Source organism: Pelotomaculum sp. PtaB.Bin117 (genome assembly GCF_002067195.1).
GTDB classification, from domain to species: Bacteria; Bacillota; Desulfotomaculia; order Desulfotomaculales; family Pelotomaculaceae; genus Pelotomaculum_D; species Pelotomaculum_D terephthalicicum.
On record NZ_MVQM01000178.1, the window covers coordinates 165,123 to 179,662 of the forward strand.

The 14,540-nt window shown below is 45.5% G+C and carries 14 protein-coding genes; all 14 read right to left on the reverse strand.

Going from position 1 to position 14,540, the window contains the following annotated elements; genetic code table 11:
• Positions 1-38 precede the first annotated feature (38 nt).
• Positions 39-1,154 carry an alanine dehydrogenase gene (gene ald, locus A4E54_RS15645; protein ID WP_240082858.1) on the reverse strand — a complete coding sequence of 372 codons (1,116 nt, stop codon included), beginning with the start codon at positions 1,152-1,154 and terminating at the stop codon, positions 39-41.
• A 28-nt stretch (positions 1,155-1,182) separates the two neighbouring features.
• A complete protein-coding gene (locus tag A4E54_RS15650) occupies positions 1,183-2,739 on the reverse strand; it encodes an NAD(P)H-hydrate dehydratase (RefSeq protein ID WP_240082857.1) in 1,557 nt (518 codons plus the stop codon).
• A gap of 3 nt (positions 2,740-2,742) precedes the next feature.
• Positions 2,743-3,159, reverse strand: coding sequence for a holo-ACP synthase (gene acpS, locus A4E54_RS15655; RefSeq protein WP_286726665.1), 417 nt, complete (start codon positions 3,157-3,159; stop codon positions 2,743-2,745).
• 150 nt (positions 3,160-3,309) lie between these two features.
• Positions 3,310-4,131, reverse strand: coding sequence for a LytR/AlgR family response regulator transcription factor (locus A4E54_RS15660; RefSeq protein ID WP_286726668.1), 822 nt, complete (start codon positions 4,129-4,131; stop codon positions 3,310-3,312).
• On the reverse strand, positions 4,106-4,951 hold the full coding sequence (locus A4E54_RS15665) for a sensor histidine kinase (protein ID WP_312038067.1): 846 nt from the start codon (positions 4,949-4,951) through the stop codon (positions 4,106-4,108). Before A4E54_RS15665 ends, A4E54_RS15660 begins: the two co-directional genes overlap by 26 nt.
• A 179-nt stretch (positions 4,952-5,130) precedes the next feature.
• Positions 5,131-6,348: a bifunctional phosphopantothenoylcysteine decarboxylase/phosphopantothenate--cysteine ligase CoaBC gene (gene coaBC, locus A4E54_RS15670; RefSeq protein WP_240082854.1), complete on the reverse strand. Its 1,218-nt coding sequence runs from the start codon at positions 6,346-6,348 to the stop codon at positions 5,131-5,133.
• Between the two features lie 16 nt (positions 6,349-6,364).
• Positions 6,365-6,571, reverse strand: coding sequence for a DNA-directed RNA polymerase subunit omega (rpoZ, locus tag A4E54_RS15675; RefSeq protein WP_240082853.1), 207 nt, complete (start codon positions 6,569-6,571; stop codon positions 6,365-6,367).
• A 23-nt stretch (positions 6,572-6,594) separates the two neighbouring features.
• Positions 6,595-7,212 (reverse strand): guanylate kinase, encoded by a 618-nt coding sequence (gene gmk / locus A4E54_RS15680; RefSeq protein WP_240082852.1) that lies wholly within the window; start codon positions 7,210-7,212, stop codon positions 6,595-6,597.
• Between the two features lie 2 nt (positions 7,213-7,214).
• Positions 7,215-7,490 (reverse strand): extracellular matrix/biofilm regulator RemA, encoded by a 276-nt coding sequence (gene remA, locus A4E54_RS15685; RefSeq protein ID WP_240082851.1) that lies wholly within the window; start codon positions 7,488-7,490, stop codon positions 7,215-7,217.
• Positions 7,491-7,536: 46 nt separating this feature from the next.
• Complete coding sequence (locus A4E54_RS15690; RefSeq protein WP_240082850.1) at positions 7,537-8,418, reverse strand: YicC/YloC family endoribonuclease; 882 nt, start codon at positions 8,416-8,418, stop codon at positions 7,537-7,539.
• A gap of 233 nt (positions 8,419-8,651) precedes the next feature.
• Entirely contained in the window at positions 8,652-9,845 is a 1,194-nt protein-coding gene (locus A4E54_RS15695; RefSeq protein WP_240082849.1) for a pyridoxal phosphate-dependent aminotransferase, read from the reverse strand.
• A 222-nt stretch (positions 9,846-10,067) separates the two neighbouring features.
• A complete protein-coding gene (locus A4E54_RS15700; protein ID WP_240082848.1) occupies positions 10,068-10,973 on the reverse strand; it encodes a hypothetical protein in 906 nt (301 codons plus the stop codon).
• Between the two features lie 27 nt (positions 10,974-11,000).
• The gene (dapF, locus tag A4E54_RS15705; protein ID WP_286726673.1) at positions 11,001-11,849 is read right to left on the reverse strand and encodes a diaminopimelate epimerase; all 849 of its coding nucleotides are present in this window, start codon (positions 11,847-11,849) and stop codon (positions 11,001-11,003) included.
• Positions 11,850-11,881: 32 nt separating this feature from the next.
• Positions 11,882-14,540, reverse strand: a 2,659-nt coding sequence (locus tag A4E54_RS15710; protein WP_286726675.1) for a cation-translocating P-type ATPase, incomplete at its 5' end; no start/stop codon positions are given.

Here is a 14,540-nt window from a genome sequence, read left to right on the forward strand (position 1 = left end):
CCACTCCTGAAAAAGCAGTTAATATTAATTGTCAATGATTACAATAAATCAGCTATATCAGTATAATTTATTTTCAAGGATTCTCCTACCGCCCGGCAGGTGAGATTGCCTTTATATGTGTTTACCCCGCGCATTAAAGCGTTATTATTCTTGACGGCCTCAGAAAAACCATTGTTCGCCAGCGCCAAAGCATAAGGAAGGTTGGCATTGGTCAAGGCGAAGGTGGAGGTTCTTGCGACGGCGCCAGGCATATTGGCAACTGCATAGTGAAGCACGTTATATTTAATGTAAACAGGATCATTATGAGTGGTAACCCTGTCGATCGTTTCAATTGAGCCTCCCTGGTCAACGGAAACATCGACAATGACTGCTCCAGGCTTCATTTTTTTGACCATTTCCTCACTTACCAGCTTGGGCGCTTTTGCACCAACCACGAGCACAGCCCCAATCAAAAGATCCGCGTAACGAACAGATTGCCTGATGTTGTATTGGTTTGACACCAGGGTGTTAATTCTCCCGCCATACAGATCATCAAGGTAGTGAAGCCGTTCGGCGTTTTGCTCGATAATGGTAACCTGCGCTCCCATGCCAACCGCCACCTTGAGCGCACTGGCACCCACCGATCCGGCGCCGATGATCACCACATCCGCAGCTGCCACCCCTGGTACCCCGCCCAGTAATATTCCCTTACCCCCATAAGGCTTTTCCAGGAAATGAGCGCCAACCTGGACAGCCATCTTTCCCGCAATCTCACTCATCGGGGTGAGCAAAGGCAAAACACCGTTGTCCAGCTGGATGGTTTCGTAGGCTATGGCTGTCACTTTGCCATTAATTAAAGCGGCCGTTAACTCCGGCTCACGTGCAAGGTGAAGATAAGTAAAAAGAATCTGGCCTTCTCTTAATAGCTGGAATTCACTGGGGAGCGGTTCTTTCACTTTCAGAATCATAGCTGCCCGTTTGTAGACTTCGGCGGCGGTGGCAACCAGTTCAGCTCCCGACGAAATATACGCTTCATCTGTAATACCGCTGCCAAGACCGGCTTTTTCTTCTATCAAAACATGGTGTCCGGCTCCGGTAAATGCCTGCACACCGGCCGGGGTAAGCGCGACACGGTCCTCATTTATTTTTATTTCCTTGGGTACTCCGATAATCACAATAATAACACCTCCTGAAAAAAAATATTCATTCGGTGTCAAGAACGTTCATCATTGCCGCCGGTAGGTTAAATAATATGTCTCCCGCGGTTAAGCCGATCATTCCTTTTAATCTGGCTCCCATGTCACCGGCCAGGCCGTGCACATAAGCTCCGGCGGAAGCCGCCTGGGCCGGACTCAGGCCTTGTGCGATAAGCGCCGCAACTACTCCTGTCAGGACGTCGCCGCTGCCGCCGGTGGCCATACCAGGATTGCCGGTAGGATTAATATAAATTGCTCCGTTCGGAGCGGCCACCACTGTCCGGGCACCCTTGAGCAGCGAGACCACATTCCAAAGAGTAGCCGCTTTTGCCGCCACCGCAAGACGATCCTCTTGAATCTTCCTTGTCGTAACACCCATAAGCCGGGCCATTTCACCGGGATGTGGGGTGATTACTACCGGGGCCTGAATTTTCCTTAGGATTTCTACTTCTCCAGCCAGGGCATTTAAACCGTCGGCATCAATCACACACGGAATTCGCACTGACGGCAAGAGTTCTCTAACCATGGCAACAACTTCGGGCACAGTTGACAGACCTGGACCTAAAGCCAACACATCCGCGTTTTCCAGCAAGGATAGAATCTTTTGGCGCGCGCCACGGCTCAAGTTTCCCTTTCCGGTGTCAGGCAAAGGCACAGTCATTACTTCTGTCAGCTTTGATTCCATTATATCATGAAGCGATTCAGGCACCGCCACGGTGACCAGCCCGGCTCCCGCCCGCAGGGCGGCTTCACCTGCCAGGCAAGCCGCTCCGGTCATTCCACGCGAACCAGACACAACCAGCACCCGCCCGAAGTTGCCCTTATGTGCGGCCGACAGGCGGGGAGGCAGCCATTCCTTAATCATTTCTCTGGTAATTAAATATCTTTGCGGCGCTTCTTTTTCTATAAGAACGGCCGGTATAGAAATATCGGCGATGTGCAGTTCGCCGGTGTAATCAGCGCCGGGCTCCAGAATCAACCCTAATTTGGGGAGGGCGAAGGTAACCGTGTGAGCAGCTTGAATACAGGGTCCGTTTGCCTTACCGGTATCCGCTTCAAGACCCGACGGTATATCCACGGCAACTATCGGTTTGCCGCTTCCGTTCAGCACCTCTACTATCCGCCCCGTTTTTTCAACCATTTTCCCTCGAAAGCCAGTTCCGTAAATAGCATCAACGATTAGATCCGTGTTCATGAGAACTAAACGGACAATATTAATCCCGTCCCCATGCTGCAAAGAGTACACCTTCTGCCCCATTTTCCGCCAGATGTTAAGATTATTAGCAGCATCACCGGTGCCCTCTTCCAGTTCTGCGACGGCCATCACCTTAACTTCCGCACCCATATTAAGCAGGTGACGCGCTATTACGAAGCCGTCACCACCATTGTTGCCTTTACCTACAAATACAGTGATCACTTTACCGCGCACACTACCCAGCACTCTTCTTATTACTTCCACCACCTGGCGGCCGGCATTTTCCATCAAAACCATACCTGGAATTTCATAATCCTTGATAGCGGTTTGATCGAGTTTCTTCATTTCCTCGGCAGTAACAACCCGCATTTATTACGCCTCCTTTCTTATAGCAACGGCAAAAGCCATTGCCCTGCCCCGGTCATGCGATAGACTTATAAGTATCTCACAAATCCCTTTCTCCCTAGCCAGAATAGCCGTATTGCCCTGCAAACGCACAGTCGGACAACCGCCTGTTTTTTTACAGACCTCGACATCGGTCCAGCGGGCGCCGGCGATACCAGTACCCATAGTTTTGAAAACAGCCTCTTTGGCGGCAAATCGCGCAGCATAGCAGGCATAACGATCCCGTTTCTTGTTGCAGTAGCATTGTTCAGAAGGTGTAAAAATCCTGTTGAGAAACCGGTCACCGATACGTTCCACCGCATCTTTCAGCCGGTTAATTTCCACAATGTCCACCCCAATGCCGGCCAAACCTTCCGCCGGCAGTTTAACGCAATTAACTCCCAAAAAGTACCCAACTCCTATTTTTTTACCTTAATCTTTCGTCAGTAAAAAGAAAAAACCTGCCAATAGTGATATTCCTTTAACAACGGGTCAACCTACCCGTTTCTAAACACGTTAGGCAGTGCATATAAGCTTTTTCAAGCTATTAATAATTTAAAATCCTAAAATCCTTCTAAGTTTTTTTGCTTGAGCCCTGCTAACTGGAACCTCACTACCTTCCTTATCTGCAACAATAAGGTTGTATGTGCCGTTAAAAAAGGGCACTATTTCTTTTACTTTGTGCAGGTTAACCAAATAACAACGGTGGGTCCGGAAAAAACATTGCTGATTAAGTCTTACCTCCAGCTCTTTTAATGTGAAACGCGTAAAAAGTTTATCGGATTCCGTTTTAATATAAACATTATCCTGCAGAGTAAATGCATAAAATATATCAGATTCAGTGACCAATATAGTTTTACCTTGTTTGCCCGCCGGAATACGGTCTATTTTTATGTGATCCTGTAGTTGACGCTGACAGGCATCCGCTTTTTTTTCGCGATTCTGCCCGCCGGTTTGCTTGCCGGGGGAACTGTCCGCCGTTGCCGCCAACTCAGTCAGCACAATATTATCCTGTGCCATCTTATTTACTTTACTGATTGCTTTTTTCAACCGTCCCGGTTCAACGGGTTTTAATAAATAGTCGACGGCATCTACCGCAAAAGCGGAAACAGCATACTCTTTATAGGCAGTTACAAATATGATATATGGTTTAGGGTCCATGTCCTGAATTGCCGCCGCAACTTCCAAACCGCTCATCCCGGGCATGGAAACATCAAGAAAAAGAACCTGATAATTGAGCGCCTTGATTAATTCCAATGCTTCGTTGGCATTGGTTGCCTCACCTACTATTTCAATATTGCCAAAGTCGCTCAAGGCTAAGCGAAGTTCCTGCCTGGCAGGATACTCATCATCAATGATTAGCGCTTTGAGCTTCACCGGTGAGACCCCCTTCAAAATCCTCATTCATTATCAAAGGAACCTTAAAATATACACAGGTGCCTTTATTTTCACTACTTTCAATACGGAGACCGCAATCCTTGCCGAACAAACTGATCAGTCGTTCATGAACATTGCTTAAACCAATTCCGTTACCGGAGCCGAAACCGGGAAGCAGTATATTCTTTAACTGATCATTGTTCATCCCGATACCATTATCCATTACCGCAAAAAACATTTCTTTTGCTGACGCGTTTATTTTTATATGCACCGTCCCCGCCCCAATTTTAGGCTGGATACCGTGTTTTATGGCATTTTCAACAATAGGTTGCAGCGTTAACGCAGGTACCCGGCAACCAAGCAAATCCGGGTCAATATCTCTTTGAATTATTAATTTTTCGCGAAAACGCGCCTTTTCAAGAATCAGATATGTGTTTATATATTCAATCTCTTCTTTTAGACTGTTAAAATGCCCGTGTCTTTTTAACGCATGGCGTAAAAAGGAAGCCAGGCGTATTAAGAGACGGCGTGCCGTTTCGGGGTTAGTCCGGCAATAAGATACTATGGTGTTCAGGGTATTGAATAAAAAGTGCGGGTTTATCTGGGCATGCAGGAAATCTAGTTCCGCTTTTTTTATTTTGGCATTTTGATGTTTCCAGATGTAGGCGGCAACAAGGCAGGTAGCCGTTAAACTGGAAATAATCATTAAAATAACAATCTCCCGGGGCTCCGGACTGACTAGAAATATTATCAGAACAGCCGTTATCTGGACAAGTCCCCAACGTAAAAAAACACCGAGAATGTTATTTAAATGAACCATAAATTAACTCCTGCCCGAGTTAATAATTAATTAAATACTATAAATATTCTACATGTAATAATAGATTCCTCTTGAAATATTTAAGAAATCAAGCTTCATGGATTACCGGATTACTGTTAAAATATTTTCAATATTCAGGTATTTTGCAGGCCCTTTCACTCACATTTCTTGAATTGGAGCTAAACTTTCAAATTATTTTCTTCACCTTTTCTTAAAACCGTCAGTTCATCCAAAATATGATTGGCCAGCGATAACTTGTCCATTTTAGGCAGGGAAACAATCCTGCCGCCGGGGAAGACCAGTTTCGCTATGTTTGTGTCTGTGCCAAATCCGGCGCCGGGCAGAGTGACATCATTAGCCACCAGCATGTCCAAATTTTTGCCTTCCACTTTCAATACAGCATTCTTTTCCAAATTTTCAGTTTCAGCGGCGAAGCCAATAAGCACCTGCTGTTTTTTCTTTCTACCCAATTCAGCGAGAATATCGGGGTTTTTTTCAAGCTCTATTGTTAGAGAACTCTCATGTTTTTTTATTTTTTGCTTTGCCGCTGTTTTCGGCCTGTAATCTGCCACGGCCGCGGACATAACTACAGCGTCAACCATTGAAAAACTCTCCATCACCGCGGCATACATCTCGTTTGCCGTTTGCACATAGATTACTTCAACCCCCGGCGGCGGATTCAACGCAACCGGCCCGCTAATTAATAAAACACGGGCGCCTCTTTTTGCCGCGGCATCCGCAACGGCATAACCCATTTTGCCCGAACTTCTGTTAGTCAAATACCGCACCGGATCGACGGGTTCTGTAGTTGGACCTGCCGTTACCATTACCGACAGCCCGCGCAAATCCTCATTATTGGAAAGAACGGAATTAATCTTATCCATTATTAAATCCAATTCCGCCAACCTGCCGCGTCCTGCCGTGCCGCAAGCCAAACGTCCCACACCGGGATCGACAAAATGGTAACCAAGGTTGCGCAGTATGGACAAGTTTCGCTGAACAACCCGGTTATTATACATATTTACATTCATTGCCGGACATATGAGAACAGGACACGTTGCAGCCATAACCACGGTGGAAATCAAATCGTCGGCAATACCGTTGGCGGCCTTGCCGATAACATTCGCTGTCGCAGGCGCAAGAACAATCAGATCCGAGCCGGTGGCCAGTTCTATATGCTGAACTATACCACCTGCCGGCCTTTCAAATAAATCAGTATACACATGGTGCCCGGATAGTGTCTGGAAGGTCAGCGGTCTTACAAACTCCTGGGCGGCCCGGGTCATTATCACTCGCACCCTGGCCTTGCCGGAAGCGAGGTTGCTTACTAATTGCGCTACTTTAAAAACCGCTATACCGCCGGTTATTCCCACGGTAATATTTTTACCCGCCAGCATTTAGCAATCCTCCCTGCTACTTGATTCCGGTCCTGTTTCTTTTATAAATAATCTTGTTCAGGGCTATTTCTTTAAGCGCGGTTGTTACTGGCTTGTCGCTAGCCATGTCGAGCTTAATATTTCCCCTCTCGGTGAGTACCCTGGCCCGCTTCGCCGCAACCACTACCAGGGTATACCGGCTGTCTACCTTTTCCATAAGCTCATCGAGAGTTGGTTGGTTCATATCCACCCTCCAATTAAATATAACTATTTGAACTGCGTGATAAACAACTCGTGATACCGGGGGCGTAATTTTTCAACTGTGATAACCGCATGGATTTTTTTCAGCGCGCGAGAGATATCGTCATTTATAACAAAAAAGTCATACTGGCGGGCTAATTCCATCTCACTTACGGCGCAACTTAAACGCTTTTCAATTTCTTCCCTTGAATCGGTGTCTCTGGAAATAAGACGCGACCTTAACTCGGATTTGGACGGGGGCGCAATAAAAACCAGCACCGCGTCAGGATAATTTCGCTTCACCTGAAGGGCGCCTTGAATATCAATTTCGAGTATTACATCGTTCCCGTGTTCAAGGGTTTCTTGCACAAATCTCCGCAAAGTCCCGTAATAATTACCATAAACCTCTGCCCATTCGAGAAGCTGGTCATTTTTAATTAAATCTTTGAAAACCTCTCTTTGCAAAAAATGATAATGTAATCCATCCACTTCACCTTTCCTTGGCGCTCTTGTGGTGGCCGAAACAGAAAGACGTAATGAAGGATGATCCTTTTGAAGAGCTAAGGAAATGGTTCCTTTTCCCGCACCGGAAGGACCGGATATTACCAGTAACGCGCCTTTTTCCCGCACTGCTGTTTCCCTCATGTTTAATCAGATGAATCTTCGTTCTGGGTAATTACTTCCTTGGACACCAATCGATGGGCCACGGTTTCCGGCTGAACAGCGGATAGAATGACGTGATCACTGTCGGCAATAATTACAGCTCTGGTACGGCGCCCGTAGGTAGCATCGATCAGCATACCTCGATCCCGGGCTTCCGTAATAATTCTTTTAATAGGTGCAGATTCCGGGCTGACTATGGCGATAATCCGGTTAGCCGAAACAATGTTGCCAAAACCAATATTAATTAACTTGATCTCCACAAAACTTCCCCCTTAGTATTATCTTCCCTAAGATATAACCATTATCTTACTCAATATTTTGAACTTGTTCTCTTATTTTTTCCAACTCACTCTTTACCTCTATAACCAAACGATTAATCTCCAGATCGTTTGCCTTTGAAGCAATTGTATTGATTTCTCTGTTCATTTCCTGAATTAAGAAATCAAGCTTGCGTCCGACAGCTTCATTTGTGTCAAAACAAGCATAAACCTGACTCAAATGACTGTCTAATCGGACAGTCTCTTCCGTAATATTGGAGCGTTCGGCAAACAACGCCGCTTCCGCTGCAAGACGTTCCGGATCCAACCCGCCGTCATTTAGAAAATCATTAAGGCGTGTTTCTAATCTTGTCCGGTAATCCTCTGCGACATAAGGCGCTCTTTCTCTTATTCTAACATTATAGCCAGCTATTTGTCCTACTCTTTTCCCAATATCCTTAGCCAGTTGTTCTCCTTCTGTCACTCTCATTTTTATCAAATCTTCAAGGGCGATTTCCACTGCTTCCCGTATAGCGGGCCACCATTCTTCTATATTTTCGGGGGCTTCTTCCAATACCATCACACCAGGCAGCACTGTAAGGTGCTTTAGCTTGATTTCGCCCTCGACACCAAGCTCTTCCTGCAGTTCTTTCATTGCCTTATAATACGCCGCTGCCAGGTCTTTGTCAACTTTGACTAAGGCAGTTGTACCTTCAGCGCTTTTCTCTATTCCTAAAAAACAGTCAATTCGTCCGCGAGCCACCTGCGACTGGATAAATCGTTTAATTTGCTCTTCCATGGACATAAGCGAGCGCGGCATCCTTAAAACCACTTCACAAAAGCGGTGGTTTACCGCTTTCAACTCAACGCTGAATCTTTTTCCAAACGCGTTTACCTCTCCACGCCCATATCCAGTCATGCTTTTTAACAAATCCCCACCACCCGGTTTTAAAACTATTTTTAACAATTATTTATTATTATCTATTCTGTAAAAATTATTTTGTCAAGGAATGGGGTGTTATTCGCGCTTGGTAAAAGAAATTCCTTCAGAATCAAAAAAATATCTTGGTAAATTATCATCATGTTCAAGTCACTTAGAGCAAGCATTGACAAAAAAAAGCGCATTTTATGCGCTTTACACTTCACTCTAAATGATCCCGGAGCTTATTCTAATTCACCGAACAACCAGTTAATCCGGTCCAAACCTTCTTTCAAACTATCCATGGATATGGCGTATGACAGCCGTATATAATCATCGTTTCCAAAAGCCAATCCAGGTACTACTGCTACTTGAGTTCCATCAAGCAGGACAGCGGCCAAATCGCTCGCGCTATTAATAGTTTTTCCTTTATACGACTTGCCGAAGCAGGTCTTAACGTTGGGGAACAGGTAAAAAGCGCCGCCTGCCTTGGAACAAGTTACACCAGGAATACCCCGTAGCCGCTCCAGCGCATAATCTCTCCGCCTGGTATATTCAACCACCATCCTGCTGACTGGTTCCTGATCACCGGTAAGCGCGACAGTGCTGGCCGCCTGCGCGATTGAGGTGGGATTCGAGGTGGAGTGACTCTGCAGATCGGTCATCGCCCCCGCTACAGAAGCTGTTGCGGCCGCATAACCGATTCGCCAGCCAGTCATCGCATAGGCTTTGGAAACGCCGTTGATTATTACTGTCCGCTCTTTTAGTTCCTGCGCAAGAGTCGCTATGCTGACATGCCGGATACCGTCGTAAATCAACTTCTCATATATTTCATCGGAAATTATGGTAATATCATATTTAACGATAACCTCTCCAAGAGCTTTAAGCTCTGTTTCAGAATAAACAGCGCCTGTAGGATTACTGGGGGAATTCAATATTAATAATTTGGTGCGTGAATTAATTGCCGATGCCAACTCCGCCGGCGCTAATTTAAAATCGTTATCTTCCCTCGTTTCTACGATCCTTGCTTCAGCTCCGGCGAGTTTTATTTGTTCCAAATAGCTCACCCAGTACGGAGATGGTAAAATCACTTCATCTCCCGGTTGCACAAGAACCTGCATAGCGTTGTAAAGAGAATGTTTTGCGCCTGCGGACACGACAATCTGGGCCGGCTTATAGTCCAGGCCCTGGTCAATCTTAAATTTTTGGCAAATAGCTTCTCTTAATTCATTTGTCCCTGCCACAGGCGTGTATTTAGTCATACCGCCCCACATGGCGGCAACAGCGGCTTCTTTAATATGAGCAGGCGTGTCAAAATCCGGTTCGCCTGCTCCGAAACCAATAACATTAATACCGCGAGCTTTCATTTCCTTTGCCTTAGCATCTATGGCCAAAGTCGGGGATGGACTGATCATTTGCGCCCTGCTGGATAATCTCATATTGCTCCTCCTTGCTCAACACCGAACCAAGTCGTCATTACACTTAATTAGACAAGAACGTGTAATTAAACGCATAATTCCCATATACAGCTTATTCAATTTTAGCCATAATGCTATTTAGGTGCAATACTATATTAATATGTATACATTATTATTGCAAAAACCTAACAAATACTTCCATAATCAAACCATTACTCACCAATTAACCGGAAGAAACGGATTCTATCTGCCATAAAAGCTAATAAAAAATATTAAAACATATGGGATAAAAATGACAATAAGTGAGTAGTATAGCTTCTTCCTTTTTTTAACTCTTTTTTCATCCAGCATAATTTCAACTGAGGGGTACAAATCAATCATATATTCAAATAACTTTGTGGTAAGGGTTATCGCTAATAATAACCATATAAATATATATATCAATGAGTTAACTAAGAATATTATTATATAATTATCAATTGAATCAAAGAGGTTTTGATCAAAAAAGATCATACAGACCTTTAACAAAGAAAAAATAGAACCAGCAAGCACAACGCTGAATATCAGTTCCAAGAAGAAACTCATTTCATACCAATTTTTTCTCTTATTGTAACAATAATTAATAGTGCTATCGAATAATGACGCGACTTCACTAACCCATTCTGAATTGATTCCTCTTATTTCATATCTATTATCATAAGTATTAACAATTCCACTGTGTTCTCTAATAACAAATAATATTTTTCTTCTTAAACTTGCGCATTCAAATTTAATTCTTATCGCATTAACGGATATCTTTAATTTACTTAATAATTCCAACCAGTTGCTGCCACTTGTTGACAATGTCCTATCTCCCGTAGTAACAGAAAATGATAAGTTCACGTACTTAGCAAATATATCGTCCAGGTCGGAATTATTTGTAAAATCCTCGAACTGTTTTATTTTATCAACTATTTCCTTTTTCCAATCTTGTCCGTCTTGCCAATCCTGTTCATCTTCCGGTTGGCTTTTTTCAACAAAGTATTTTTCATAGATGTTTTTTAAATCTTCTACAGCTCTTTTCTTTTCTCCCATAAATATTTTCAGCAAAGCATTAATGCTTTCCAGCCTAAAGGTGCAGAATGAAATATTAAATTCAATTTTTTCCATATTCCTCACCTGCTTTTCATAAAACATTTATTTAGCATTTAAAATCGGGTATTCCCCGATAAAAACCTCTTCCGCGGGGCCGGTCATATACAAATGGTTGTCTGCCGCCCATTCAATAAAAAGAGCACCGGTTTTCATGTGAACAGATAATTGACGTTTGGTATAACCATTGATTACCCCAGCCACTGCCGCGGCACAAGCGCCTGTGCCGCAAGCCATGGTCTCACCGGCTCCTCTTTCCCAGACTCTCATCTTCACCTGATCATGATTGATTACCTGAACAAATTCCACATTTGTTTTTAAAGTAAATAAATGGTGTTTCTCCAGCAAAGGACCGGCTACGTGCAAAGGGATCTGTTCCACATCAGGCGCAAAAATGACGCAATGCGGGTTACCCATGGAAACAGCGGTTATGTTGTAGATCACGCCGCCTGCTTCTAACGGCTCGTCTACAACCCTTCCGGGCGGTCCTGCCATGGGTATTTCTGAGCGCTGCAACCGGGGCTCGCCCATATCTACCCGGATCAAACTTACCCGTCCGTTTTCAATGATCAGTTCCGGAACCATAATCCCGGCCAGAGTTTCCACTTTTATTTTATTCTTACTCACTATGCCGTGCTCGTAAAGGTACTTGGCGGCACAACGGAGCACATTCCCGCACGTTTCAGCTTCGCTTCCATCCGCATTAAAAACGCGCATTTTTATGTCAGCCACTTCCGAAGAAAAAAGCGGCACCAGACCATCAGCTCCAACTCCAAAATGGCGGTCACAAGCCTTCACGGCAATGCCGGGAAACTCCTCCGGATGGAAATTTTCTTCCATGCAATTCACTAAAATAAAATCATTGCCAAGACCCTGTACTTTTGTAAAACGCAATATTTATTCCTCCAAATTTGATATTTATTATTTTACCCTAATCGCACCCGCAGGTACATTATTTTTTTCTCAATTTTACCAAAAATATGTCGATATAAGGAACCAAAGACGGCAGGTATCATAGAAACAGACAAAACATAAGCCCATTGCAGACAGTTCAGACGTACGACATGGAAGTATGATTGCGCGAATGGCGCGCAATTCATCGCTACCTGTAACGCGCACGATATTAACACTGAACCGGTTAAATAGAGATTGACAAAAACACTCTCACGCAAACTGGCACGCGATTCATAATGACAGGCGATAATGAAAAACGACTGGGAAAAAACCAGCGTATTGAAGGACATGGTGCGGGCCAGTAACGTGTCTCCCGTGGCATACCCCGTAATAAACGCCAGCATTGTAGTCAAACAAATAACCGCCCCGCCGCTAATAATCCGCCAGGCCAGTTTTCCATCAAGAATGCCGTTCCTTAATTGACGGGGCGGTTGCCTCATGACATCGCGCTCGTTGGGACCCAATCCCCAGGCCATTGCCGGGAGACCATTGCTTATGACGTTAACCCACAAGAGCTGAGCTGGTATCAGAGGTAAAGGCAGAGCTGCCAGCAAAGCGAGAAACGTGGTGAATACTTCTCCTGCGTTGCAGGAAAGAAGAAAACATATCGATTTGCGGATATTGTTATAGATACCTCGTCCTTCCTCAACCGCCGCGGCGACACCGCCAAAATGCTCTTCCTCAAGGTGCATGGCGGAAACATCCTTGAGCATGCCGGTACTAGAATAATCCATAGCGATCCCTATATCCGCCTCACTGACCGCTTGGACATCTGCCAATCCTCTTCCAGTCACCGCCACTACGTGTCCCAACTGTCTCAATACTCTTACTATGCGCAGCTTTTGCTTCGGCGCAACCCTGGCGCATACAGTAACTTGATCGATATATGACCGTAACTGCTCATCGGACATACGATCCAGCTCACTACCGGTAAGGACATTTTCTTCCTTACTAATAATTCCCATTTTTATTGCTTGCGCATGCGCGGTGAACCGTTGGTCACCGTTAACCAACATTACTTTAATACCAGCCCGGTGGCAAGTTCGTACCGTTTTTGCCGCTGCCGGTTTAACCGGAGCCAGCATCCCGGTTAAACCGAGAAAAATCAATTGCTGTTCAATTACCTCTGCAGTAAAATCCACGGTACCGGCGGGAATCTGCTTATAAGCAAAAGCCAGCACCCGAAGCGCTTCTTTAGCCATTGAGGTATTATAAGCCATGATCTCCCCCTTGTCCCGGGCCGACAGGGGCGCTATTTTTCCGTTAAGGTAAATATGAGTACAATGTTCCAGCAGCACTTCCGGCGCTCCTTTTACGTAAACCGCCATAGTTCCGGAAGGCTCCCGGTATACCACAGACATCCGTTTGCGCTCGGGTCCGAACGGCAGTTCGGCCACCCGCTGTTCATCCAATTCCAATCTTTCCCGCCAAAATCCAGCTTTAGCGGCCATCACAAGAAGCGCCCCTTCTGTGGCGTCTCCCGTTATCGACCATTTCTTGCTTGACCGGCCTCCTGTCAGGCCTCGAAAAAGACCTGTGATATTAATACTGCCGCGTTTTAAAACCGCATTGTTGCAGAGTGCAGCCGCTTTAACCAATAAGGTAAACCGCATATCCTGCTTGTCCCCTATTCCGGTAAACTCGCCCTTGGGATCATAACCGTCTCCGGTCACCTCAAAAGTATGTCCGCCGACCATAACTTTGCGCACGGTCATTTCGTTCTTTGTAAAGATTTCTGTTCTGTTTAAGCAGAGCATTGTGGTGCAGCCAAGAGTATCAAGCACCGTGAATTTTCGGATAACAGCGCCGCGCTTGATTATTCGCTTCGCACCGGCGGCAAGTATTCCGGCGGGAAGTGTTTGAAGACCGACAGGGACAGCCGCTACAGCCAGGCTTAAAACCGCCAGGCATATCTCGCGGACCTCCTCGCCTTTGAGTATCAACGCGGCCAGCACCATCATACAGGTAAAAAAACAAAAAGCAGACAGACTTTTGCTGAATAACTCCAAACTTCGCTGTGCCGGTGTCTGATCTCGCCCGCCGGCCTGCATCATTCCATTAACATAACCTATCGCGTTTGCCATGCCGGTGTGGACAACAATGCCGCGGCCGTGCCCTTTAACGATCACAGTGTTCATATAGGCCATATTCAGGGTATCTTTCAAGGCCAGTTCTTTGCCGGCGAGAGCTTCTTTTGTTTTACTGACCGGTACTGATTCTCCGGTAAGAATTGATTCATCGACCTCTAATTTGTCAGCCTGCAGCAGGCGAAGGTCTGCCGGAACCAAATCCCCTTCGGCCAAGAGCACGACATCCCCGGGCACCAACTCCGCCGCGGGAAGTTCGCGCTCGTGTCCACCACGTATTACCCTCGCCGCAGGCATGGTTTTTCGTTTTAACGTACTGAGCAAACGTTGCGCGCGGTGTTCCTGGATGCCGCCGAGAAACGCCGCCGCCGTTAGTATAACAATCAAAGCTGCGGCAAAAGTGTATTCAAGGAATAGAACCGACACAGCAGTTGCCGCAAGAAGAGCCAAAAATTCAAAGCTTTTAAACTGTTTAAAAAATAGTTGATGAAATAAAACTTTTGGCGTCCTGAGCAATTGATTTGGACCAAATCTGGATAATCTT

Excerpts from the sequence above, each read along its gene's own strand:
- A4E54_RS15650 (WP_240082857.1), bottom strand. The coding sequence starts at position 2,739 with ATGCGGGTTGTTACTGCCGAGGAAATGAAGAAACTCGATCAAACCGCT.
- A4E54_RS15665 (WP_312038067.1), bottom strand. The coding sequence starts at position 4,951 with ATGGTTCATTTAAATAACATTCTCGGTGTTTTTTTACGTTGGGGACTT.
- coaBC (WP_240082854.1), bottom strand. The coding sequence starts at position 6,348 with ATGCTGGCGGGTAAAAATATTACCGTGGGAATAACCGGCGGTATAGCG.
- rpoZ (WP_240082853.1), bottom strand. The coding sequence starts at position 6,571 with ATGAACCAACCAACTCTCGATGAGCTTATGGAAAAGGTAGACAGCCGG.
- gmk (WP_240082852.1), bottom strand. The coding sequence starts at position 7,212 with ATGAGGGAAACAGCAGTGCGGGAAAAAGGCGCGTTACTGGTAATATCC.
- A4E54_RS15695 (WP_240082849.1), bottom strand. The coding sequence starts at position 9,845 with ATGAGATTATCCAGCAGGGCGCAAATGATCAGTCCATCCCCGACTTTG.
- A4E54_RS15700 (WP_240082848.1), bottom strand. The coding sequence starts at position 10,973 with ATGGAAAAAATTGAATTTAATATTTCATTCTGCACCTTTAGGCTGGAA.